The organism is Faecalimonas umbilicata (assembly GCF_004346095.1).
GTDB classification, from domain to species: Bacteria; Bacillota; Clostridia; order Lachnospirales; family Lachnospiraceae; genus Faecalimonas; species Faecalimonas umbilicata.
In genome coordinates, this window is the sequence record NZ_SLZV01000002.1 from 15,211 (window position 1) to 41,156 (window position 25,946).

General features: G+C 41.3%; 20 protein-coding genes and 1 riboswitch. Of the genes, 1 reads left to right on the forward strand and 19 read right to left on the reverse strand.

What is annotated here, in order from left to right; translation table 11 throughout:
* Nucleotides 1-37: 37 nt before the first annotated feature.
* From EDD74_RS01010 to EDD74_RS01055, 11 genes are all read right to left on the reverse strand, one after another.
* Nucleotides 38-559 (reverse strand): HAD family hydrolase, encoded by a 522-nt coding sequence (locus EDD74_RS01010; RefSeq protein WP_008976329.1) that lies wholly within the window; start codon nucleotides 557-559, stop codon nucleotides 38-40.
* Nucleotides 560-596: 37 nt separating this feature from the next.
* Nucleotides 597-1,235 carry a peptidylprolyl isomerase gene (locus tag EDD74_RS01015; protein ID WP_116441802.1) on the reverse strand — a complete coding sequence of 213 codons (639 nt, stop codon included), beginning with the start codon at nucleotides 1,233-1,235 and terminating at the stop codon, nucleotides 597-599.
* A 77-nt stretch (nucleotides 1,236-1,312) separates the two neighbouring features.
* Nucleotides 1,313-2,311, reverse strand: a complete 999-nt coding sequence (locus EDD74_RS01020; RefSeq protein ID WP_116442490.1) for an ABC transporter ATP-binding protein — start codon at nucleotides 2,309-2,311, stop codon at nucleotides 1,313-1,315.
* Nucleotides 2,312-2,378: 67 nt separating this feature from the next.
* The gene (locus tag EDD74_RS01025) at nucleotides 2,379-3,173 is read right to left on the reverse strand and encodes an ABC transporter permease (RefSeq protein ID WP_116441801.1); all 795 of its coding nucleotides are present in this window, start codon (nucleotides 3,171-3,173) and stop codon (nucleotides 2,379-2,381) included.
* Nucleotides 3,174-3,177: 4 nt separating this feature from the next.
* On the reverse strand, nucleotides 3,178-3,969 hold the full coding sequence (locus EDD74_RS01030) for an ABC transporter permease (RefSeq protein ID WP_116441800.1): 792 nt from the start codon (nucleotides 3,967-3,969) through the stop codon (nucleotides 3,178-3,180).
* Nucleotides 3,970-4,090: 121 nt separating this feature from the next.
* A complete protein-coding gene (locus EDD74_RS01035; RefSeq protein ID WP_008976335.1) occupies nucleotides 4,091-4,918 on the reverse strand; it encodes a carbohydrate ABC transporter permease in 828 nt (275 codons plus the stop codon).
* Between the two features lie 18 nt (nucleotides 4,919-4,936).
* Nucleotides 4,937-5,857: a carbohydrate ABC transporter permease gene (locus tag EDD74_RS01040; RefSeq protein WP_008976336.1), complete on the reverse strand. Its 921-nt coding sequence runs from the start codon at nucleotides 5,855-5,857 to the stop codon at nucleotides 4,937-4,939.
* Between the two features lie 15 nt (nucleotides 5,858-5,872).
* Nucleotides 5,873-7,162, reverse strand: a complete 1,290-nt coding sequence (locus EDD74_RS01045; protein ID WP_016439293.1) for an ABC transporter substrate-binding protein — start codon at nucleotides 7,160-7,162, stop codon at nucleotides 5,873-5,875.
* Between the two features lie 72 nt (nucleotides 7,163-7,234).
* Nucleotides 7,235-8,530, reverse strand: coding sequence for a Gfo/Idh/MocA family protein (locus tag EDD74_RS01050; RefSeq protein WP_116441799.1), 1,296 nt, complete (start codon nucleotides 8,528-8,530; stop codon nucleotides 7,235-7,237).
* 156 nt (nucleotides 8,531-8,686) lie between these two features.
* The gene (locus tag EDD74_RS14975) at nucleotides 8,687-8,833 is read right to left on the reverse strand and encodes a hypothetical protein (RefSeq protein WP_158547700.1); all 147 of its coding nucleotides are present in this window, start codon (nucleotides 8,831-8,833) and stop codon (nucleotides 8,687-8,689) included.
* A gap of 111 nt (nucleotides 8,834-8,944) precedes the next feature.
* Nucleotides 8,945-10,831 (reverse strand): DUF5696 domain-containing protein, encoded by a 1,887-nt coding sequence (locus EDD74_RS01055; RefSeq protein WP_008976339.1) that lies wholly within the window; start codon nucleotides 10,829-10,831, stop codon nucleotides 8,945-8,947.
* Between the two features lie 239 nt (nucleotides 10,832-11,070).
* Between EDD74_RS01055 and EDD74_RS01060 the strand changes: the two genes are divergently transcribed.
* Entirely contained in the window at nucleotides 11,071-12,012 is a 942-nt protein-coding gene (locus EDD74_RS01060) for an AraC family transcriptional regulator (RefSeq protein ID WP_008976340.1), read from the forward strand.
* 127 nt (nucleotides 12,013-12,139) lie between these two features.
* Here the strand turns inward: EDD74_RS01060 and EDD74_RS01065 are convergent, their stop codons facing one another.
* From EDD74_RS01065 to nifJ, 8 genes are all read right to left on the reverse strand, one after another.
* On the reverse strand, nucleotides 12,140-13,519 hold the full coding sequence (locus EDD74_RS01065) for an aminopeptidase (protein WP_008976341.1): 1,380 nt from the start codon (nucleotides 13,517-13,519) through the stop codon (nucleotides 12,140-12,142).
* A 98-nt stretch (nucleotides 13,520-13,617) separates the two neighbouring features.
* On the reverse strand, nucleotides 13,618-15,006 hold the full coding sequence (locus EDD74_RS01070) for a glycine--tRNA ligase (RefSeq protein WP_008976342.1): 1,389 nt from the start codon (nucleotides 15,004-15,006) through the stop codon (nucleotides 13,618-13,620).
* Between the two features lie 152 nt (nucleotides 15,007-15,158).
* Nucleotides 15,159-15,905, reverse strand: a complete 747-nt coding sequence (gene recO, locus EDD74_RS01075) for a DNA repair protein RecO (RefSeq protein ID WP_116441797.1) — start codon at nucleotides 15,903-15,905, stop codon at nucleotides 15,159-15,161.
* A complete protein-coding gene (locus EDD74_RS01080) occupies nucleotides 15,841-16,050 on the reverse strand; it encodes a hypothetical protein (protein WP_008976344.1) in 210 nt (69 codons plus the stop codon). The genes recO and EDD74_RS01080 overlap by 65 nt, the downstream gene beginning before the upstream one ends.
* Before the next feature lie 90 nt (nucleotides 16,051-16,140).
* The gene (era, locus tag EDD74_RS01085; protein ID WP_008976345.1) at nucleotides 16,141-17,037 is read right to left on the reverse strand and encodes a GTPase Era; all 897 of its coding nucleotides are present in this window, start codon (nucleotides 17,035-17,037) and stop codon (nucleotides 16,141-16,143) included.
* Nucleotides 17,038-17,049: 12 nt separating this feature from the next.
* Entirely contained in the window at nucleotides 17,050-19,974 is a 2,925-nt protein-coding gene (locus tag EDD74_RS01090) for an insulinase family protein (RefSeq protein ID WP_116441796.1), read from the reverse strand.
* A 192-nt stretch (nucleotides 19,975-20,166) separates the two neighbouring features.
* Nucleotides 20,167-21,780 carry a Na+/H+ antiporter NhaC family protein gene (locus EDD74_RS01095; RefSeq protein ID WP_008976347.1) on the reverse strand — a complete coding sequence of 538 codons (1,614 nt, stop codon included), beginning with the start codon at nucleotides 21,778-21,780 and terminating at the stop codon, nucleotides 20,167-20,169.
* A gap of 131 nt (nucleotides 21,781-21,911) precedes the next feature.
* Nucleotides 21,912-22,085, reverse strand: a riboswitch (Lysine riboswitch).
* A 189-nt stretch (nucleotides 22,086-22,274) separates the two neighbouring features.
* Nucleotides 22,275-25,817: a pyruvate:ferredoxin (flavodoxin) oxidoreductase gene (gene nifJ, locus EDD74_RS01105; RefSeq protein WP_008976349.1), complete on the reverse strand. Its 3,543-nt coding sequence runs from the start codon at nucleotides 25,815-25,817 to the stop codon at nucleotides 22,275-22,277.
* Between the last annotated feature and the right edge of the window lie 129 nt (nucleotides 25,818-25,946).

Below are 25,946 nucleotides of genomic sequence, written 5' to 3' on the forward strand. Positions count from 1 at the left end.
ACTTTTTTATCAAAGAATCTTCTATCTGCTCTTACTCTCACCCTCGAAGTGTTGCAATCAACCGTTTGGTATATAAAAGCAGGTCCAATCCATCTGTAATATTTCTCACACAGATATCTGCTTTTGCCCCAAGTTTCCCACACATTCCTTCTTCTCCCATCACAGCAACAGACAACCCTGCAATTCGGCACATTTCCAGATCATTTCTTCCGTTTCCTATGCAGACACAGTGATCAGCGCCAAGCGTTTCCACAATCTTTCGCTTTTCCTCTGCCGCTTCACTTGTCGGAAATGTATGTATTTGTACCGGAAGTTGCTGACACAATTTCCTCACAGTCCCATGTGTATCTGCAGTCACAATATAGATTTCCAACTGTTCCGAAAGCTGTTGCAAACGCTCAGCAACCCCTTTTTGCAATGCCCCATCCAATGCAATTGTTCCATTATAATCCAGGATCAAATACCTCATCTGCAGTTTCTGATATCCCGGGATTTCCACTGTAATTCCTCGCTGCTGCTTTGGCATAGTTTCTTTCTCTGCCTGCTTTGTCTCTCTCATCGTTTCCTTCCCTCTCCCATTCCCTCTTGCAAGAGATTTAGTCTATCACCTTCACGGATGTCATGACCGGCTGCTCTTCTGTCGGAATCGTGCCGTTATTGTCTGTCGGTTCTGCATCTTCACAGATTCTATCTACAACATCCATACCTTCTGTCACATATCCAAACGCCGCATAACTTCCGTCCAGATGTTTGCTGTCCTCATGGACGATAAAGAACTGGGAACTTGCGCTGTCGTTTGCGCGAGAACGCGCCATGGAAATCGCACCCCTCGTATGTAAAAGGTTGTTTTCCACTCCGTTTTGAGAAAATTCACCTTTGATCGTCTGATCAGATCCTCCGGTGCCATCGCCTCTTGGATCTCCGCCTTGGATCATAAATCCACTCATAATTCTGTGAAAAGTCAGTCCGTCATAAAAACCTTCCTTTGCAAGATTTACAAAATTTGTCACTGTGATCGGCGCTTCATCTGCATCCAGCTCCACTTTAATCGTCCCATAATCCTTCACCTGGATTTCTACATGATGTTTTCCGGTAAGAAGATTCTCTTCACCACCTTCTGTTCCCTTTTCTGTCTTCGTTGTATCTTTTGAGGCTTCTTCCTTCCCTTTTCCACATCCTGCAAATATACTCATCCCTAAAAGGATTGCAAGCAAGATCGATACCGTCTTCTTCATCTTAATTTTTCTCCTGTCACTCATATTTTTTAAGTTTCCCCTATCATAGCATAGTTTTGCCAGAATGTAATCTCATTTTATCTTCTATCCTTATTATTCTCTGTTACAATTCTCTGTATAATGCTTTCAATATCCTGTCCCGTAATAGAAATATCTACAATCTCTCCATATTTTCCCAGTTCTACCATAATTTCCATTGGATTCTTTTCCTCCGGACGATATATGATTTCTAAATGGTAATCATCTACAACCTTAACATTCATACCTGCCGCTTTTGAACTTCTAGCCATTTCCACTGCATTTTTCTTTACTTCCACTGTAATCCGCTTAAATTCTGTAAACTCTTTGCGGATGTGCTCCATATCCGAATCCACAACAATTTTTCCTTTATTAATCAGGATAATTCTCTTACAGAGTGCTTCTATATCCTGGAAATCATGAGAAGTAACGATAAATGTTGTCTTTTTTTCCTCATTCATCTGTTTGATAAATGCACGTATCCGCTGTTTTGACTCCGCATCCAATCCAATTGTCGGTTCATCTAAATACACAATTTTAGGATTATGCAAAAATGCTGCCGTAATATTGCAACGCATTCTTTGTCCTAAGGATAATTGCCTCTCCGGCACATTCAAAAGTTTCTCCAGTCCTAAAATATCCCGAAATTTTTCAATATTCTCATCAAATATCGGTTTCGGAATTTCATAGAGTCTTTGCAGAACACGAAAAGACTCTATAATAGGAACATCCCACCATAACTGGGAACGATTTCCGAACACCACCCCGATCTGCTTATTATTCTGGATCCGCTTCTTGATCGGTTCTATCCCATCCACAATGATTTTTCCGGACGTAGGGGTAAGTACACCTGAAAGCATTTTGATTGTTGTTGATTTTCCACTTCCATTCGGACCTACATATCCCACTGATTCTCCACGTTCTATCTGGAAATTAATATCATCCACCGCACAAAAATTATCAAACTGTGGAGTCAAAAAACCTTTCACTCCGCCAATCAACCCTGGCTGTACGATTTTTCTTTTATATTCCTTACATAAATGCTGCACTTCTATCATCTTCACCGTTCTTAATTCCTCTCATTTATATCACATTTGTATTATAAGCACTGATTCGCCATTCCTTTTAAGTACCTGTACTATCATATTTTTTCATTCCACAACACCAAATGAGCACTGCTGCCAGCGCAAAGAGCAATGTCACTGCCAAAAGCCACATCGGTACACACATCTTTGTTTTCCCAAGTAAATACATTGCCGGATAATATCCAATAAAGCCGAACGGTATCACTACGGTAAAAAGCACTTGAAAAACTGCCGGAAATATATTAATCGGATATTTTGCAAATTCACGAAAAGTCTGTATAAGATCTGCAATCTCATTTCCCTGGACAAGCCAGAAATTAAGCGCATTAAAAATCAAATAGAGGGAAGAATTCAAAATTGTGCCCATCACGAGAAACTCGATTAAAAATGCGATCAAACTAATCGAACACTCTACCCCTGATTTTGCGAGCGACCAAATCATCAAAGAGCACGGCAGAAAAAAACTGACTAACGACGCAAATTCCATTCGAAATGTCAGCATTTGAAACAAAACAGAAGCCGGACGTATCAAAAAAATATCCAACTTTCCCTTCCTAACAAAACTCCCAATGCTCCATACATTATCTAAAAGTCCCCGGCTAATAGCCTCCGTCATTGCACCCAGGGAAAATATCAAGCAGACACCATATATACTCCACTCCCCAAGAGTACCAACTACATTTGCGATTGCAAATACGCCAAGAAATCCTGCTGCTTCCCTCGCAATAATAGAAATCAAGCGAATAGTACTATCCATCGGATATTGTACAAGGCATAACATCCCTATTCTTAAAAATTCCTGATACAATCGAAAATAATATTTCAATCTTTTCACTCTTCTATCCTCCTTGGACAATCACTTTCCGAATCACCATATGATACAACAAATGAGCTATTGCTCCCATTATTATACACCAGAATATCTGAAGTCCCATATATCCCATGCATTCTTCCAATCTATATTTCCCAAGAAAAATATTTAACGGAACTGATACCATACCCGCAAATGGAAGAAGTCCAAATACCCTTGCAACTCCTTCCGGAAATAAAGCTAATGGTACAACCCCGCCAGATAATATGGACAATACTGCAGTCTTTGTAAATGCCATGCCAAACATACTGAGTGTATAAAAAGAAGCTAGTCCAACCATAAATTCCACATAAAATAAAATTACCAGCGCCAACAACACACTAATTAAAAACAAAAGAAATTCCCCGGCTCCTGCCGGACCTACTCCTCTCAATATAAAAAAAGAAATTAAAGAAACCGGAATTCCCTTCCATAAAATAAAATATGCAAACTCTCCACTGCGCCGTGCAAATAATGTATAAAACAACGTCACCGGACGTAAAAGTTCTGTCCCAATCGTTCCTTCATATACCCACTCTGCAAATTGCATATTAATTCCACCTGCAAACTGTGACGATAAAACCTTGGACAAAATGACATACGTTATCATCTCCCCCATCGTAAATCCAACAAGTTCATTCTCTCCCATAAACACAATTTTCCATAAAAAATAGTAACTGAAAATAGACACAAGTGTACCAATCGTATTAAACCACACTGCTTTCGTGTATGCCATCTTTTCCAAAAATGTCATTCTCACAAGATAATAAAATTTTTTCATTGACATCTCCCCCCCACTTGGCTTTTTATACTGTTTTTTTGTACAAAAAATGCACGATTATAAAACCGTGCATTTTTTACTTTTCGTCTTCTGATATTTCTATTACATATTCGATTAAATTCTAGCCTTTGATACCAGACTGTGCAACACCTTCGATAAACTGTTTCTGGAAGATGAAGAACAGTACGATCATCGGAATAACTGCCATTACGGCACCTGCCATCTGTGCCGGGTAGTTTGTAGCATATTGTCCTTTCAGTGTAGAAAGTGCTGGAGCTAATGTCATCTTAGCCGGATCTGTGTTAACGATCAATGGCCACATGAAATCATTCCATGCAAATTTCGCTGTAAAGATTACCAGCGCTACGATACCTGGCTGTACTAACGGAAGCATGATCTTTCCAAAAATCTGGAATCTGTTACATCCGTCAAGCAATGCTGCTTCTTCCAATTCCTTTGGCAGTGACATAAAGAACTGTCTCAATAAGAACGTACCAAATGCACTGAACAAGTTCGGGAGGAAGAGACCCGGTAAGGTATTGATCAATCCTAAATTCTGAATGATCAAGTACTGTGGGATTAAGAAAATCTGTCCCGGTACCATTAAGATAGATAACAAGATCATGAAAATCGCATTTTTAAATGGAAAATCAATTCTTGCAAATCCATAAGCTGCCATTGTACAAAATGCAACCTGTACCAATACCGTAATGATGGTTACCACAATCGTATTGATATATACTTTTCCGAACGGCAGAATCTCAAGTACATATTTATAAGAGTCGAACTGCCAATGTTCCGGTAAAATTGACGGCGGTATCTGCATAGATTCCGGCAATGTCTTAAATGATGTAAACACCATCCAGAGGAATGGGAATACTGTGACTGCAATACCTGCGATCAAAAGAATGTGTATAAGCAAATGATTTCTTGTAGATGTCTTTTTCATCGTATTTCCTCCTTTCCTCTAATCGTAGTTTACCCATTTCTTCTGTCCGACCAACTGGATCACTGTGATGATCATGATCACTGCGAACATAAAGATAGAAATTGCTGCTGCATAACCTTTTTCTCCATACATAAACGCATTCTGATAGAACAAAACGTTCATGGTCTTTACTTTGTTGAACGCCGGGTTCGTTACTGGATCGACCATCATATAGATGCTGTCGAATACCTGGAACGCACCGATCAGACCTGTGATCATTACGAAAAAGATCGTTGGAGAAAGTAACGGGATTGTAATCTTAAAGAACTGTTTTACTGGTCCTGCTCCGTCGATTGCCGCTGCTTCATAATAAGATCTTGAAATTCCCTGCATACCCGCAAGAAGAATGATCATATTATAACCAACACTTCCCCAGATTGCCACGATCATTACGCAGAACAATGCGGTATGCGGGTTTGTAAGCCAACTCTGCCCTTCGATTCCAAAAATTCCAAGAACCGTATTTAAAATACCGAAATCTCCGTGAAAGATCAATTTCCATACAAGTGCTACTGCTACTGACATCGTTACTGATGGCAGGAAGTAGATTGTCCGATAAAAGGAAGTTCCTTTGATCTTGGAATTTAAGAGGGATGCCACTAACAGTGACAGCGCCAGCCCGATCGGCACTGTCACAACGGCATATAAAAGTGTATTTTTCATGGCGAGCATCAGATCTGGTTCTTGGAACAGACGTTGATAGTTGCTGATTCCGCAGAAGGTTGCCATGTTAAATTTGTTTACATCATTAAAACTGAACCAGAAGTTCTGGATAAACGGAAATACATAGAAGATCAGAAGTCCGATCGTAACCGGCGCAATAAATACGTAGCCTGCTACCCAGTCTTTCTTCTCACGTCTGCTCGCTTTCCGCCTTACTTTTTTCTTTCCTTCGCCCATTTGTATCTACCTACTTTACTTTGCGTTCATTTCATCAAGAATTGCATCTGCCTCTGGCTTAATGCTCTTACAAGCCTCTTCTAATGTGATTTCTCCCTGCCAAGCCTGCTCTAAGTAAGTTTTTTCAACCTGAGAAAGTTTTGCAGTCACTTTACAGTGAGGAAGTAATTCTGTGTTCGGTACATTGTCAAGGAATACCTGAAGATTTAAGTCTTTATGTGTATCTAAGAATAATTCCTGGCAGTCATTTCTAGCAGAGATAACTGTACCTGATTTTCCTTGGATTTCCTGAGCTTCTTTGCTTCCTAACCATAATGCGAAGTCTTTTGCTTCTTCTGGGTGTTTTGTATTTGCAGATACAGAGAATGCAAGACCATTGATGATATCTTTATCTACACCATTGAAAGAAGGTCTTTTTACGATTCCGTATTTTCCTTCTAATGTTTTATTATAAGAAGGAATCATGTAGTTTCCTGAGAAGTACATTGCTAACTGTCCGCCCTGGAACATACTGTCTGGATCTGTATCTGTCATCTGCTGTAATGTTGGTGAAAGTCCGTCTAATACAAGATCTAACCATGGCTGGATACCTTCGATTGTCTCTTTTTTATCCCATCCTGTTTCTGTGTTATCTTCATTTAAGAAATATCCACCGTTTGCGAATACAGCTGCATCATATGTAGTCTGTCCGGAGTTACGGTTAATTGCTGTCGGATAAACTCCGTCCGGAAGACCTGCTGCTTGTAAGTCTTCACAAGTTTTTCTGAAATCTTCAAATGTCCATCCATCTGTTGGATAAGCAACTCCTGCCTGGTCAAAGATTTCTTTGTTGTAGAATACGGCATTTGTATCGAAATCTTTCGGGATTCCGTATAATTTACCTTCTACTGTATATCCATCTACCAGTGGTGCCGGGAAATTATCATGCACCTTTAAGTCTGACTCTTTCTCTGCATCTGTTAAATCCATTAAAATTCCTGCGTCTGCATATTCTTCTACATGAAGCACGTTCATAGTGATGATATCCGGAGCAGATCCACCTGTTGCGCTTGCCTCTAATTTTGTCCAGTACTCATTCCATGTTGTAAGCTGTGTCTTTACTGTTACATTTGGATTTTCTTTTGAGTATGCCTCTGCCATCTGTTTCATAACCGGTTCTTGGTCAGAATCCCACACACTCATCACAAGCTCAACTTTTCCATCTTTGCTTCCGCCTTTGTCGCTTCCACCACATCCAGCTAACAATGTAGTTCCTGTTGTCGCAACTAATCCTAAAGCGACTAATTTTTTCAGATTCTTTTTCATTGAAATCATCCTCCTTTTGGTTTATATCATGCGGCAGTTATTTGCCGCCTGGTAACAAATTTGTATTATATACTATCTTCTATAAGTATCCAGTTCGATTACTGCCCCACCATTTAATCTGGACTCCTCAGCAGCCAATGCACAATAATGACTCTCCACAGATTGTTCCACAGAAGTTGTGCTCTTTGTCGGACCTGATTCATTGATCAACATATCAAGAAACTCTTCGATCATCCGGTTGTCGCCGCCACCGTGTCCTGAGAAATCAGTTGCCAGTGTGCGTACATCTATCACTTCCGGTTCTTTTCCAAACACATTGACTTGAATGGTATTTTCTCCCATATCGGCGATAATCTCACCTAAAGTTCCCATGATCTTCGCATATCGATTTCCGGCAGCTGTATATGCCGTAAACGCACACATTGTATGGCTGATCGTCGATCCATCTGTCATATTTAAATTAACAACTTGATGGTCTACTACATTATTGTCACAGTGATATACACATCGTCCATACGGTCCCGTCTGAATTGCTTCGCGTACACTTTCCACTGTTGGATGAAGTGCCACCACATTGACCGGCCAGTCTGTATTTCCATTTTGAACACCTGTCACTGGATCTGTAATATAAATTTTCTCTGCATCATACGGGCACTGATCTTTCACTTTACATCCATCCATGCATCTGTGTGCCGCTCCTTCTGGTGCTTTATCTTCCCGGAACAGATAGGTATTTCCGAAAGAAGATACCGATTTACAAGTCTTTCCTGTCAGCCATAATAAAATATCCATATCATGACAGCACTTCTGAAGGATCATTGGACTTGTCGTATTAGAATTTCTCCAGTTTCCTCTGACAAAGCTGTGTGCCTGATGCCAATACCCTACATTTTCTACCGAATTCACAGATACTATTTCACCAATCGTTCCTTCATCGATCAGATCTTTGATCTTCGTATAAAATGGAGTATATCTGAGAACGTGACAGACAATTACTTTTCTATCACATTCCTGTGCAACCTTCACAATCTCTCTGCATTCATCCAGATCCGGCGAAATCGGTTTTTCCAGTAATAGGTGATATCCTTTTCTCAATGCCGGAATTGCCTGTCGCACATGTTGTCTATCCTGTGTTGTAATAAACATCACATCTGCAAGTTTTTCTCTGGCGATCATCTCCTCCGCACTCTGAAAGCACATCTCCTCCGGAATCTGATATTCTGCTGCAACCGCTTTTACTTTCTCTGGATCAATATCTGCAATTGCCACAATCTCCATCTTTTCCGGAAACAGTTTTGCCGTTGGTGCATATGTATCTTTCCCTCGGCTTCCAAGCCCTGCCAGCGCAACTTTTATTCTCTTACTCATCTTTCTTCTCCTCTGTTATAAGTTTGTTTGAATACTCGATTCTTGGTTGTCTGTTGTCTATATTCGTTCTTTATTTATTCTTATTATATATTTTATTGCACATAAATGCTTACAAGATAATCTCCTAAACTTGTCTTATTGTCCTGTATTTGTCATTTAGGACATTTTATATTCCTTTTTCTGTTCTCCTCTGTCCATTTTGACGAGAAATGCTTTCAAAATCCGTCTTAGTTTTCCCTGCTCCTGCTCATCCTTAGTCTTTCCTGCGTTCGTCAAATTCAACAGACAGATTTTTCTCTGCACAGCAAAGCAGCCTTTTTGTAAAAATTGAATCAAAAAAGACAAGGAATCCCTTCGATCTTTTTTGATCTATTTCCTTGTCTTTTCTCATTTTGTACTTATCTGTCTCTGTTTTTATCGAATCTGGTATGTCTGTGCCTGGAAATCTACCGTAACAACTGTTCCGTCAGCAAATGTTGTTCTCTGTACTTCTGGATTTCCATCTACCATCTCATGGCGCACCATCTCACATTTCGCAACTTTCTCATGCAGATCTGATACGACTTTACATCTCTTAATCTGATCTTCGATGGTAATTTCCACTCCTCCTGCGAAAGAACCGTCTGTATTCTGATATGCACCATCTCTCACAAGATATGGAGCACCTCCGTTTAACACTGCATACAGCATGTAGTCTTCTTCCTCACTTACCTTGTCCATCATCCATGGCTCGATCAGACAGTCATGATAAACAAGATTAAATAACGGCACCGGAATTCCTTTCTTTGGACTTCCCGGTCGATCCAGCATGAAATCATATGGAGCATAATGGCAAAATACGAGACTTGGGATTGCCCAGTCGTTCACTTCCTCAGAACTTGGAAGAATTCCTTTTGACAGAAGATACTCAAAGCATGCATTTCTGTATTCGTAACATTCTCTTCTTGTCATCTTATGCCATGGATGAGAACACTCATCCCCTTCATTACATGTGAATACATCCAGGTAAGCACAATCCAGTTTAATTCCATTGTCCATGATCTCTGTAAAGTTTCGCTTCACATAAAAAGGAGCCTGTGTCGCACAGAGATATGTCTGCGGACCTCCTGCCCAGCGCGCATGACTTGGAATTGTCCCATCTGCGAGACGTGTCGCAAAATTCTCATCAAACGTTTTTGCTGCATAGTAGTAATCTCTGTACTGGTCGTGGATTCCAAACAAATATCCGCATTCATGCATCGTGTCGGACAGTTCTTTCATCGCTTTCCATCCGCCTGCTTTCTCACATGCCGGAAGGTAATCCGGGTGCTGATTATCATATCCTGGTTCTGCCCATCCATCTAAATGCAGGTATAATTTTTCCACACCAAGTTCATGGAATTTTTTAATCTCTTCTGTTCTCACGGAGAATGGCGTCAGATGATTGTTCTTATCCGGATTCTCTGCATCATAGAAATCAGAGTTTGTCATTACCTGTGTCTTAATTCCCTTATGTAAAAATGCAGATCCGATCAGTTGATCAATAGAAGGAGTCTTTACTGCCTTCTCTGCCAGAGATTTGAATCTTCCCTTTTCGATCACATAGTTTCTGTAAATCTTGCAGAGATCATTGTAATCACAATCCTTGACAAAGCTGTATTTCATCACGCGGCGGTAATCCATCTTGCCCAGACTTGGCTCCCAGCGGATTCCCACATGAGTGTATGGTCCTTCTGCCGGATGTTCTGTATAATATGCTGCATTCCACGGCTGCTCACAAATTGCAATATATCCTGCGCGATCCTTTACCTGTCCAAACCATGGCATATATGCACCTGCAGTTCCCATAAAACCATCAAATACAACTTTATCCACTGCTGTTTTCCATGTATTTGGCACCAGCAATCCCTGTTGCCAGTTCAAAAGTGTATACCAGCTGTCTTTCTTCTCATCAAACTCCATGTATCCCGGCCAGTACACGGATTTTACTTTAACTGTCTCTGTGGAAAGTGGCACCCACTCAAAAAATACATCTCCGGACACCTCTTCAATCCATACGATTGTGTCAAATGCGATGCCTGCATCTGCTCCATTTAACTCAAATCCCTCAAAATGGCTTAAGATTCCATGTCCGATTCCCGTCTTCCACTCCTCATGTGAAATCTTCTTCGCATCTGCAAAATAGATTGTTCCTTCCTCACATTCCATGCGTGGACGGAATCCTTCTCCCCAGTTCCAGCTATCTCCTTCATGTGTGATCGTAAATGACAATCTGCTCTCGTCAAAGCGGATCTCCGTTCCTTTTGTATAAATGTTCTCCAACTTTTATACCCTCTCTTTCTTTATGATTCCTGCTGCCGTTCACACAGCGAACAATAACAACATCTCTTCTATCTATTATATATTGTTCTGTGGAAAACCGCTTATTTTATCATCTATGCTTATTGTCTTATTATCCAATTTCTGATAGAATAACCAAGTAAAAAACAGAACCTATTTAAAAAAACAATCACTGAGAATCATTTGCAATCGGCAAATGATCACACTGGAGGAAAGATACAATGGGATATGTCAGTACACGCATGAAAAAAGAAATCAATATCGAGAGCATTGTCACCATACACTATTTTGAATATATGAAAAATTTCGTCTTTCAAGGAGAATCTCACGATTTTTGGGAATTACTCTATGTAGATAAAGGAGAAGTATCTGTTCGCGCAGAAAATGAATGGCTCACACTCCACGCAGGGGATATTATCTTTCATCGGCCAAATGAATTTCATGCCTTTGAGTCCATTGGCGAAAAAGCACCAAACCTTGTCGCGATCTCCTTCTACTGCTTTTCACCCGCCATGCACTTGTTCCAGAAACTACACACCACTCTGACTTTAGAAGAACGTACGATCATCTCGCAGATCATTGCTGAGGCAAGACTTGCATTTTCTACCCCGCTTCATGAGCCGCGCATCGAACAAGTTCATATTTCCGAGGAAGCTCCTTTTGGCGCACAGCAATTGATTACCCTTTACCTCGAACTGTTTCTGATCACAATCCAGCGAAACAGATCCTCCTCCGGTCAGTTAGAACATTCTCCTGAACCACCGCTCATGGAATCTCCCGCCAATATTACGGCAAAACAGAACCAGTTTCAACAGATTTCGACTTATATGGAAGAACATATCTGCGACCACCTGACAATTCCACTGATCTGCTCCCAATTCTCGATCAGCCGTTCTGCCTTACAGGCACTGTTCCACAAAGAAAAAAACTGCGGTGCGATCGAGTATTTCAGTCAGATGAAGATTGAATATGCAAAAGAAATCATTCGGATCGGAACAATGAACTTCACCGAGATTGCTCATTACCTGTCTTATAGTTCCCTCCAGTATTTCTCCAAACAATTCAAGAAAGCAACCGGGATGTCCCCACTGGAATATTCTTCTTCGGTAAAGGGAATCTCCAATGCATTCTCGCATTCAACAAAAGAAAAGCTGCATCCATAAGTTCTTCGCCTAATGTAAACTCCCCCCTTTTTAGAATTTACCGCTTTCACAGTGCTTCTAAAAAGAGGGGATTTCTATTTTCTATTTTCTATTCTATTTTAGCAATCTCTGCCTTTGCTTCCTGATCTTATGCATCTTTTAAGAATGCTTTATATCCTTTTACAGCTTCGTATACGTCTACCTTACTTGTAATCTCCCATGGAGCGTGCATGCAAAGTACAGCCACACCACTATCGATCACGTTCATGACATGTCTTGCAAGAACGTATGCGATTGTTCCGCCACCTCCGACGTCTACTGCACCGAGTTCTGCTGTCTGGAATGCAACGTTGTTGTCATCCATGATCTTGCGAAGTTCTGCAACATATTCTGCGTTGGCATCGTTAGATCCACCTTTTCCGCCGCTTCCTGTATATTTATTAAACACAAGACCGTGTGCAAAGAATGCAGAATTTTTCTTCTCGAAGCTTGCTGCATATAACGGATCAAATGCAGCACTTACATCTGAAGAAAGCATCTTAGAATTTGCCATTGCACGGCGGAACTTCACTTCTGAATATCCTTCCACAACATCCATCAGTTCTACGACTGCATTCTCAAAGAATTTAGATGTCATACCAGTTGCTCCGACACTTCCGATTTCTTCTTTGTCCACAAGGATACAGCATGCTGTTCTCTTCACATCTTTTGTCTCTAACATTGCGAGTAAAGATGTAAATGCACAAACTCTGTCATCCTGTCCGTATGCCATAATCATACTTCTGTCAATTCCACATTCTCTTGCCTTTCCAGCCGGAACGATCTCAAGCTCTGCTGAGAGGAAGTCTTCTTCTTCGATGTTGTAGTTCTCTTTTAATAACTTTAATACACCTGCTTTGACAGCGTCTTTTTCTTCTCCCTCTAATGGCTTGTTGGCAATCAAGAGATCTAATTTTTCACCTTCGATCACAGTTCTTGCCGGTTTATCCAGCTGTTCTCTTGATAAATGTACAAGAAGATCTGTAATCACAAGTACCGGATCATCTTCTTTTTCACCGATTACGATCTCAACTTTTGTTCCATCTTTTCTCACTACGACTCCGTGAAGTGCAAGTGGTGTTGCTACCCACTGGTATTTTTTGATTCCGCCATAGTAATGTGTATCTAAATAAGCAAACTCATTGTCTTCACATAATGGGTTCTGTTTTACATCAATACGTGGAGAGTCGATATGTGCTCCTAAAATATTCATACCTTTTTCTAAAGGCTCTTCTCCGAGCTGGAACAATACGATAGATTTTCCCATGCACTGGCTGTAAACTTTTGAGCCTTTCTGTAATTTTACTCCGCTTGCAATCGCAGATTCAAGACTCTGATATCCAGCTTCTTCTGCAAGGCGGATACACTCTGTCACACATTCTCTCTCTGTCTTTCCTGCATCAAGGTATTCTCTGTATGCAGCATTCACTTTTTCAAGCACTTCTAATTCAGCTGCATCATAGTTATTCCACTGATTTTCTCTTTTCATTTTGTCGTCGCTCCTTTTTGTTTTCTCTATATGCAATGTATGGTAAAATTTACTTTTCACCATACATCTCATAGCATTCTGAGTATCGCGTACTCCTATTAAAATTCAAATTTCTTTTCAAAATATGCTTTCAGATCTTCGATCTTGATTCGCTCCTGTTCCATCGTATCACGATCTCTGACTGTAACCGCTCCGTCTTCTTCAGACTCAAAGTCGTATGTAACACAGAACGGAGTTCCGATCTCATCCTGACGGCGATAGCGCTTTCCGATATTTCCACGGTCATCAAACTCACAATTGTAAGTCTTTGACAGCTCTGCAAATACTTTCTCTGCGCCTTCATTTAATTTCTTAGAAAGCGGAAGCACACCAATCTTGATCGGTGCAAGCGCCGGATGGAAATGCATCACTGTACGGGTATCTCCACCTTCCAACTCTTCTTCATCATATGCGCTGCAAAGGAATGCAAGAACCATACGGTCTGCTCCCAGTGACGGCTCGATGACATACGGAATATATTTTTCTTTCTTCTCATCATCAAAGTAAGTCAGATCCTGTTTGGAGACTTCCTGATGCTGTGACAAGTCATAGTCCGTTCTGTCTGCGATTCCCCAGAGTTCTCCCCATCCAAATGGGAATAAGAATTCTACGTCGGATGTCGCCTTACTATAGAAGCATAACTCTTCCGGCGAATGGTCTCTGACTCTGATCTCCTCCTCTTTCAATCCAAGAGAGCTCAACCAGTCAAGACAGAATTTCTTCCAATATGCAAACCACTCTAAATCTGTACCCGGCTCACAGAAGAATTCTAATTCCATCTGTTCAAATTCTCTTGTACGGAATGTGAAGTTCCCTGGTGTGATCTCATTTCGGAAAGATTTCCCAACTTGTGCAATTCCAAACGGAATTTTCTTTCTGGATGTACGCTGTACGTTTTTAAAGTTTACAAAGATTCCCTGCGCAGTCTCCGGTCTTAAATATACTGTGTTTTTCGCATCCTCTGTCACTCCCTGGAAGGTCTTGAACATCAGGTTAAACTGTCTGATATCTGTAAAATTATGTTTTCCGCAGGACGGACATGGTACGTTATGTTCTTCAATCCATGCTGCCATCTCTTCCTGTGACCATGCATCTACACTGTCTTTTAATTCAATCCCATGCTCCTGAGCGAAATCTTCGATCAACTTATCTGCACGGAATCTTTCTTTACATTCTTTACAATCCATAAGCGGATCACTGAATCCCCCGAGATGTCCGGATGCCACCCATGTCTGAGGATTCATCAGAATCGCACAGTCTACACCAACATTATATTTTGATTCCTGAACAAATTTTTTCCACCAGGCTCTTTTTACATTGTTCTTAAGTTCTACACCGAGATTTCCATAATCCCATGTATTCGCAAGCCCACCGTAGATCTCAGATCCCGGATATACAAAACCTCTTGATTTTGCTAAGGCCACGATTTTGTCCATTGTCTTCTCCATAACTATCTACCTCACTCTCTTCTCTTCATCCATGACAGTTTCCACCCACAGATAAATAAGATATTAATGTCTGTTATTATACCCTTTCCCGTTTGTTTTTTCAAGCAATCCGGGATAGTTTTTCCTAATGGCAGTATGAAATAGCATTCCTTTTATCGAATACAGACTTCCAGTACTTCCAGTGATTTAAAATTCTTGTCAATATGATGCCGGATATACTGCTTCATCAGCTGTTTCAGTTCTTTCTGCACCTGAGCACTTACCGTAAAGGTATAAAGCTTCTCAATACTGCTGCTGATTATATACTGCATCGCATAAATTGTGGATGGATGCAGTCTTTTCCCATCCTTGACCTCGTGGCAGCACTCGCTGCACAGCATCCCCTGCCCAGACTCACTGAACACTTCCAGTTCCTCCGTCGAGCCACAGGACACACATGCAAACACTTCCGGCGCCTCCCCATTGATACTGATCGACTTCAGTTCAAATATGTAACGGATCAATTCATAAGGTATGGTCTTTCTTACAAGCGCACGCAGCGACTGGTACAGAAGTTTCAGCATTTCCCGCTCATCATTATTCTCTTTTGTATAATAGTCCGCAAATTCCATGAAATAAAACCCATAGTAGGCTCCCTCCATATCTGTGCGCAGCTCTGAAAAATAATTAGAGATATCTGCCTGCACCAGATTGTAGGAGCTTTTCCCTTCATACAACGTCATCTCCCCGAAAGCAAACGGCGTTGTCACACCTACAAGGGAGCTGTTTGGACGTCTCGCTCCCCTTGCAAATGCAGAAATCTTGCCTCGTTCTTTTGTCAGGATCACAACTCTCTTATCGTAGTCCCCCACCGGGGCCGCCGATAAAATCATTCCTGTCACTGTCACTGCCTGATTCACTTGTCTGTTCTCCTGCCCATCCTAAACTTTTTTCTCTGTCTTTATACAATTCCATTGTCTGCTGACAAATCTCCATCCCTTTGTAACAGAGATAATCTTCTACTTTTCCTGTCTCCACAAAATGATCCCAATATGCATTCTTCATCCAATCATCCCTTCGTATTTCTTTACTTCTAGGATGTCCATTCCGAATGAAACTATACAACTGGTCTTGTACCTCATGTTGTGTTCTTGTTTAATCTTCCTTTGTGTATCCAAAGTTCCTGATCAGGAAATCACTGTCTCTCCAATCTTTTTTGACTTTCACCCAAAGCTGCAGGTTCACTTTGCACTCCAGCATCTGCTCAATCTCATAGCGTGCCGTGCTTCCGATTTTCTTTAACATCGCCCCCTGCTTTCCGATGATGATCCCTTTGTGCGAATCTCGCTCACAGATGATCGTCGCATCGATATCTACAATCTTCTTACGCATCTTCATCCTGTCGATTGCCACTGCAATACCATGCGGAATCTCTTCGTTCAGACTATGAAGCGCTTTCTCACGGATAATTTCCGCTACAATCTGGCGCTGTGGCTGATCTGTGATCGTATCCTCATCATAGAACTGAGGTCCGTATGGAAGGTGCTGCATGATCACACGGATCAATTCATCTGTATTTTCTCCGCTTCGCGCCGAAACCGGAACAATCGCCGCGAAGTCATAGATATTCTTGTAGGCATCAATAAATGTAAACACTTCTTCTTTCTTAACTTTATCTGTCTTATTGATTACAAGGATCACCGGTGTCTTTACCTTTTTCAGCTGTTCTGCAATATGCCGTTCTCCCGCTCCGATAAATGTCGACGGCTCTACGAGCCAGAGCACCACATCTACTTCATTCAGTGTGCGCTCTGCCACATTTACCATATATTCTCCAAGCTTATTTTTCGCCTTGTGGATTCCAGGGGTGTCTACGAAAACAATCTGTCCTTCCTCTGTTGTCAGAACTGTCTGGATCCGGTTCCTCGTCGTCTGTGGCTTGTTCGATGTGATCGCTATCTTCTGTCCGATCAGATAATTCATCAGTGTTGATTTTCCCACATTCGGTCTTCCGATCAATGTGACAAAACCTGATCTGTAATCTGCTCTCATTCGTTCTCCTTCCTATGCAAGATTTTTAATCTCCATAAATAATTCTTTCTGTGCTTCAATCTTCTCTTCACTTCCGACTACACACAAATCTCCTGCCTTCAACACTGCCTCCACAATATCGGCAAGTGCACGGATGTCTGATACTTTTGCATCTAATACTTCTTTTCTCTCCTGCTCGATCATCTCCTTTGACACATGATTCATATAGAGGTTCATAGATCGTTCTCCCTTTGTAGCAGGTGTCATCGGCACATCCATATTGCTGATCGTTCCGATGATGTATTTTTTCATATCTCTGTCATCGACGTCAAAGTTTCTGAGGTATTCTGTGATTCCCTCGTATACCTCATTAGTCTTCTCCAGATTCGGATCCCGATAAGAAACAAAATATCCATCTCCAACCCGGTTAAAGTTACTCATACATCCGTATGCGCCGCCTTTTACACGGATATTCTGCCAGAGATAATCATAGCTTAAAATTACTTTCAAAATCTGCAGCGCTCCGGTGTAATCAAGACCTTCCTCCATAAAATTTCCGGTACGGGCTACATACTGCACTTTTGATGCTGTCTGAAACCCTTCGTTCTTCTTCTCACAGTGAAGAATGCACGGAGTATGGTCTGCTGTTCCCTGATAAATTCCATTCTTCAGCTCTCTGATCAATTTCTCCAATTCTTCCAATCCTTCTTTTCTGGATGTACAACTGATGATCATGTTATCTGCGCGGAAGATTTGTTCGGATAATTTCTTCAAATTCATGATCAGTGCTGCCTTCTCTTCCTTAAAATGATCTGCAATCTGGCACACTTTTTCGTAGAATGCGATTCCATTTGTCAAATCTTTGAATTGTGACATCGGCGAGCGGTAGGACATCGCACGCAGCACTGCGGTCATATGTCCGGAAGATTGGAATTTCATCTGAAGTCTTGATTTCAATAATGCCAAAATTTCTTCCAAACGCTTCTCATCTTCGAATTTTGACTCCATCAAAAGCTCACGGATCATCTGGAATGCAACTGGAAGTTTATCATAGAGTGCTTTTGTCTTCACCTCAAAAGCAGCCTTAAATTCCTTCTCAGAAACTTTCGTCACATTCGGATACACTTCAAGGCTTGTCCCGATTCCCCCAGTGCTCATATTGATCTCATTGAACAATTCTCCATAGGCATAGTTGTTCGTGTCGATCATTCCAATTACAGACTGTAAAATTCCCACGTACGGGAGCTGTTCTTCCGGCACATCTGACAGATCAAACATCAATGACAGATAGCTGATTCCGTTTGTCTCTACATCATGATGTACGACAAGTGTATCTGCCAGATGCAGTTCCTCATTATAAATCGGTGCAATTTCCTTTGAAATATCCTCAATCTCCAGCACCGGAATTGCTTCCAGTTCTTCTTTCGTCGATGGCTCTTCCTGATATGCGATCAGCTCTTTCGTATCTGCCACAATCTTCTCCACTTCTGCTTCCGAAAGACTCTTCTTATATTCCTGAAGACGTTCTGCCAATTCTTTGTCTAACCGTGCGGTGCGCCCTTTCTCCGGCTTGATCACGACGATCGCTCCGTGCGGATTGTCCAAAATGTACTTCTGAATCAATTCTTCAAAATACCCTGAACCGATCTGTTCTTTTAAGAATGCAAATGTTTTCAGCTCTTCCACATGGATAAATGGTTTTTCATCGTCATAAAGCCAGCTGTCAAACATCTGCAGTCCATACATCAATCCTTTCGGGAAATTTCCAAAATCGGCTTCCCGGTAGCGGAACTCATGATAATTGATTCCTGCTTCCAGCGCTTTCTGATCCATTCCATTTTTCACGATTTCTTTCAACGTATCTTCTACGACCTGAATAAATGCTTCCTTCTGTTCCAGATTGGCATTCTTTGCAATGATCGAGAAAATCGGCTGATAAATCCCATTGTCGTAAGATCCCATAATATCTTTTCCGATGCCCGCATCCACAAGTGCCTTCTTCAACGGCGCACCTGGTGCAGACAGAAGTGCATAGTCAAGAATCTGAAATGCGAGATACAACTTCTCATCCAGACTTGTCCCGATCACCTTGTTGTAGGATAGATATGTGTTATCTTCCTCTGACTCACTGCTTGTGATCGAATATACCATCTCTACTTCCTTCATCTGCTCAAACGGCTTTTGGAAACGAATCTCTGAGTCGATTGCAAGATAATCAAACTTACTTAAGTATTCCTGATCCAGCCAGTTTAATTTTTCCTCCATGTCCATATCCCCATACAGATAGATATAACTGTTAGACGGATGATAATACTTCTTGTGGAAGTTTAAAAATTGTTCGTACGTCAGTTCCGGGATTACATCCGGATCCCCTCCGGACTCATTGCGGTAAGAGGTATCCGGAAACAGCGTGTTTAAGATGACACGATCCAAAACACCTTCCGGTGAGGAGAATGCTCCCTTCATCTCATTGTATACTACTCCGTTATACTCCAGATCACTTTCCTTTTCATCCAGCTTATAACTCCAGCCTTCCTGCCGGAAAATCTCATCCCGCTCATAGATATTTGGATAAAAAACCGCATCCATATAAACATGCATCAGATTCTGGAAATCCTTGTCATTGCAGCTTGCGATCGGATACAATGTCTTGTCCGGATATGTCATCGCATTCAAAAATGTATTCAAAGAGCCCTTCACCAGCTCCACAAACGGATCTTTTGCCGGAAATTTCTTCGATCCACAGAGAACAGAATGCTCCAAAATATGCGGAAGTCCTGTGCTGTCTTCCGGCGGTGTACGAAAACCAATCGTAAATACCTTATTCTCATCATCGTTCTCTAAAAGGAGTACCCTCGCTCCCGTCTTTTTATGTCTGAATAAATAGCCGACAGACTGTAAATCTGATACGTCCTGTTTCCGTACAAGTTCGTATGCAGATAATTGTGTATGCTTCATACTATCACTCTCCACTCTGTATTTTCCTATCATAGCAGCGGATCAAACAGACCGCTCCGATTTATACATTATATCATTATTTTCTATATTAAGAAAGTAAAAAGAATCTGATCTCTTTGATTTCATAAACAATGTGTTCTTTCAAACGCAAATAGGAGACCGTATTTTTACGATCTCCCGTTTGTTTTCTTTTTATTCTTGATTTTCTGTTTTCTTCTTGATCACCATCAATGTCACGATCATCAATCCGATTCCAACCGGGAGTGCTATCCATGCACTCTGTACAAATCCGGCAATAATATACGTCACAAAAGAGACAAGTGCCGCCGTAATGACATATGGAAGCTGTGTCGATACATGGGTAACATGATCACACTGCGCACCGGCAGATGCCATGATCGTCGTATCTGAAATCGGAGAACAGTGATCCCCGCATACCGCTCCTGCCATACATGCAGAGATGGAAATGATCATCAAAGTCTCGTTTGTCTCTGCAAAAATCGCAACGACAATCGGAATCAAAATTCCAAAAGTGCCCCAGGAAGTTCCCGTAGCAAATGCCAAAAAGCATCCGATCAGGAAAATGATCGCCGGAAGGAAGTTCATCAATCCTTCCGCAAACTGATTCACACCCATTGCAACAAACGCTGCCGCTCCGAGACTGTCTGTCATCGCTTTCAAGGTCCATGCAAATGTCAGGATCATAATTGCCGGAACCATCGCCTTAAATCCTTCCGGAATGCATTCCATACACTCTTTAAAAGTCAAAACCTTCCGGACACAGTACAGCCCAATCGTAAGAACGAGGCCAAAGAAGCTTCCGAGGACAAGTCCCACCGACGCGTCACTGTTCGAGAACGCTGTTACAAAATCAACCCCGTCAAAAAATCCTCCGGTATAGATCATGCCGATTACACAGCAAACAATCAGAGATGCAATCGGAATCAGAAGATCTGTCACTTTCCCATTTTCATTGACAGGAATTTCCTCCCCACTCTCGTAAGGTCTGTTCGCAGTTGTAAAGATATCTCCTTTTACTGCATTTTTCTCATGTGTCCGCATTGTCCCAAAATCAAATTTCATCACAACAATCGCAATCATCATCAGAATCGTCAATAGTGCATAAAAATTGTACGGAATTGCCCTCATAAAGATGGAAAAACCATCTTCTCCCTCTACAAATCCCGTCACTGCTGCTGCCCAGGAAGAAATCGGAGCAATAATACAGATCGGAGCTGCAGTTGCATCAATCAGATAAGATAACTTTGCTCTCGACACCTGATGTCTGTCTGTCACAGGCCGCATCACGCTTCCGACTGTAAGACAATTAAAATAATCATCGATAAATATCAACATTCCCAGCGCAATTGTTGCAAGTTGTGCACCGACACGAGTTTTTATTCTCTTTCCAGCCCACTTTCCAAATGCCGCAGATCCTCCTGCCCGGTTCATCAGGCTGACCATCGCTCCCAGTATGATCAGGAATACAAGAATTCCTACATTATAACTGTTCGACAGCACACTGATGATTCCTCCCTTGAAAATGTGGACAATGGTTCCCTCAAATGAAAAGTCTGAATAAAACATCGCCCCCACAAGAATTCCTACAAACAGTGAACTATAAACTTCTTTCGTAATCAAAGCCAATGCAATGGCCACCACCGGGGGAATCAATGCCCAAAATGTTGCATACATCTTCGGCTGTGCCGCCTCCCCATCCGCTGCAAATACCGTCATTGACAGCAATAGTGTAAACATAAGCACAAATGCCGCCGCACTCCATATTTTTTTCTTTGAAATGTGCATAAAAGTTCTCCTTTCTCTCTAATCCTTTAAAATAATTTCGAATTTGTTTTTAGAAAAAGAAAACCATGAACGACAACTTGCTAAAGCGCGTTCATGGCAAAAACCTTCTAACTCATCTCTGTTTTATTTCAGCCAACGATAGCACTCCACATGTCTGTGACAGTCCACTGCATATTCTGCAGTGACCCAGATCCTGCTCCCCGGACGAAAGAACAGTTCTTCGGCAATTCATCCTTTCCGGTACATCGGTCGTCCACCGTGTTCTCATGTACCGTACTGATAATCCTTGCACCTCTATCTCTTGTCATTCAATTCTCTTTTCAAACAGCATTTAGTATACCACAATTTTCTCTAAATAGGAATTGCTACTTTTACTATTTTTTCTTCTGTCCTTTTTTCTTTTTTTGTATACTTTCTGCAAAAAGGGATACTCCATTTCTGAAGTATCCCTTTTCCATGACTTTATTCTCTTTCGAAAAACATTATTGTCTGTTCTATTCAGCGTCGCTTCCATAGAGAGTTACAAGCTTGTTCAAGTATGCATATCTCTCTTTTGCTGCTTCTTCTGATTTCGCAAATAATTCTTCTGCTCTTTCTGGGTTCATTCTTGCCAATGCATTGTAACGAACTTCTCCATTTAAGAATTCTCTGTAATCTTCTGTTGGAGCCTTACTGTCGAGAGTGAATTTATTTCCTTCTGCAGCTGGGTTGAAGCGGAAGTTGTGCCAGTATCCTGATTTTACTGCTAACTCTTCTTCTGTCTGAGCTTTGTTCATACCCTTCTTAATACCATGGTTGATACATGGAGCGTAAGCAATAATTAAAGATGGTCCTGGATAAGCTTCTGCTTCTGCAATCGCTTTTACAGTCTGATTGAAGTCAGCTCCCATAGCGATCTGTGCTACATATACATATCCGTAGCTCATTGCAATGCTTGCCATATCTTTCTTCTTCACTTCTTTACCGCCTGCTGCGAACTGAGCAATCGCACCTGTCGGTGTAGATTTTGAAGACTGTCCACCTGTATTAGAGTAAACTTCTGTATCGAATACCATAATGTTGATATCCTGTCCGGAAGCTAATACATGGTCAACTCCACCGAATCCGATATCGTAAGCCCATCCGTCTCCACCGAAGATCCACTGTGATTTCTTAGCTAAGAAGTCTTTGTTCTGTAAGATTTCTTTTCTCAATTCACATCCACAGTCACAAGCTTCTAATGCTGCAACAAGGTTATCTGTTGCTGTTCCGTTTGTAGCTCCACAGTTAAATGTCTCTAACCATTCTTTTCCTGCTGCAACAACTGCTTCATTGTCTCCGCTCTCTACTAACTTCTCAACTTTTGCTTTTAAGCCGTTTCTTAAAGCTTTCTGAGCTAATAACATACCGTAACCGAACTCTGCATTATCCTCAAATAAAGAGTTAGACCATGCAGGACCCTGTCCTTTTTCGTTTACTGTGTATGGTGTAGACGGTGAAGAGTTACCCCAGATTGAAGAACATCCAGTTGCATTTGCGATGTACATTCTGTCACCGAATAACTGCGTGATTAATTTTGCATAAGGAGTCTCTCCACAACCTGCACAAGCTCCTGAGAACTCAAGTAATGGCTGTTTGAACTGGCTTCCTTTTACTGTTGTTTCTTTAAATTTAGCAACTACTTCTGGTTTTACCGGAATCTCTCTTCCGAAATCGAAGTATTCCTGTTTTCCAGCATTTGCTTCCATGTTTTCCATTACAAGAGCTTTCTCACCCTTCTTACCTGGACATACATTTGCACAAGAGCCACATCCTGTACAGTCATAAGCAGATACTGTCATTGTAAATTTCATTCCCGGCATACCGATCATATCGATTGTCTCGATTCCTTCCGGAGCTTTTGAAAGTTCCTCTTCTGTAAGAGCAACCGGACGGATAACTGCATGTGGACATACATATGCACAACGGTTACACTGGATACAGTTTTCTGGTTTCCATACCGGAATATCTACTGCAATACCACGTTTCTCGTATGCAGAAGAACCTGATGGTGTAGAACCATCTACGTATTCTGTGAATGCAGATACTGGAAGTGTATTTCCTTCCTGAGCATTTACTTTTGCCTGGATATTCTTAACGAAGTCAACAACTTCTTTTCTTCCACCTTTTACTTCTGGTGTAAATAAGCCTTCGTCCTCTGCGTTCTTCCAGCTTTCTGGAACCTGAACTTCTACAACCTGTTTTGCACCTGCATCGATCGCATCGTAGTTCATCTGTACGATCTTGTCACCTTTCTTACCGTAAGATGCTTTTGCAGCTGCTTTCATTAATTCGATTGCATGTTCTTCCGGAATGATATTAGCAAGTTTGAAGAATGCTGACTGGAGAACTGTGTTGATACGTCCGCCAAGTCCGATTTCTTTACCAATCTTGATACCATCAATCACATAGAACTTAATGTTGTGATTTGCGATAAATGCTTTCACCTGTCCTGGAAGATGTTTCTCAAGTCCTTCCATATCCCATGGACAGTTCAGTAAGAATGTACCACCGTCAACTAATTCCTGTACCATGTTGTACTTATTCACATAAGATGGATTGTGACATGCTACAAAGTTAGCCTGTTTGATCAGGTATGTAGATTTGATCGGGCTCTTACCAAAACGTAAGTGAGACATTGTCACACCGCCTGATTTCTTAGAGTCGTAATCAAAATATGCCTGTGCGTACATATCTGTGTTGTCACCGATGATCTTGATAGAGTTTTTATTTGCTCCAACAGTACCATCTGCTCCAAGTCCCCAGAACTTACAGTTGATTGTTCCTTCTGGTGTTGTGACTAACGGAGCACCTACTTCTAATGATAAGTTTGTAACGTCATCCACGATACCGATTGTGAATTTCTGTTTTTCTGTATTGTCATATACAGCAACGATCTGAGCAGGTGTTGTATCTTTAGAACCTAATCCATAACGTCCTGTAAATACAGGCACTGCATCAAATTTTGTTCCTTTTAAAGATGCAACTACGTCTAAGTATAATGGTTCTCCAAGCGCTCCCGGCTCTTTTGTTCTATCTAATACTGTAATCTGTTTTACAGATTCTGGAATTGCATTGATCAGAGCTTCTGCAGAGAATGGTCTGTAAAGACGAACTTTTACAACACCAACTTTTCTTCCTGCTGCTAATAAGTAATCAACTGTCTCATCGATTGTATCACATACAGATCCCATAGCGATGATTACATGTTCTGCATCTTCTGCTCCATGGTAGTTGAATAATTTGTAGTTTGTACCAATCTTCTCATTGACTTTGTCCATGTATTCCTGAACGATTGCCGGCATAGCATCGTAGAATGGGTTACATGCCTCTCTTGCCTGGAAGAAGATATCTGGGTTCTGAGCAGAACCTCTCTGGCATGGGTGATTTGGGTTCAGTGCATGTGCTCTGAATTCAGCAATTGCATCCATGTCTGCCATATCTTTTAAGTCTTCATAATCCCATGTCTCAATCTTCTGAATCTCGTGAGATGTTCTAAATCCATCGAAGAAGTTGATAAACGGAATCTTTCCTTTGATTGCTGCAAGGTGAGCAACCGGTGTCAAGTCCATAACTTCCTGTACACTTGATTCACAAAGCATCGCACATCCTGTCTGACGACATGCATAAACGTCTGAGTGATCACCAAAGATTGATAATGCATGGCTTGCTAAAGCACGGGCAGAAACATTGAATACACCCGGTAACTGCTCACCAGCGATTTTGTATAAGTTAGGAATCATAAGTAATAATCCCTGAGATGCTGTGTATGTAGTTGTCAAAGCACCTGCTGCGAGGGAACCGTGTACTGTACCTGCTGCACCTGCCTCTGATTGCATTTCTGTTACCTGAACTGTCTGTCCAAAAATATTCGTTCTACCTTGAGTAGCCCATTCATCTGTAGCTTCCGCCATAACTGATGAAGGTGTGATAGGATAAATAGCTGCAACATCTGTAAATGCATAAGAAGCATGAGCTGCTGCGTGATTACCATCCATGGTCTTCATTTTTCTTGCCATTGGTTTTTTCCTCCTTCAAATTCTAGGTTTTTTCCTATTTATTCATATTATATTCCTCTTGTATACAAAAGTCCAGTAGGAATTTGTTCCTTTTAAAATACAAGAGAATTTTCCCAAAAAACTCCCCAC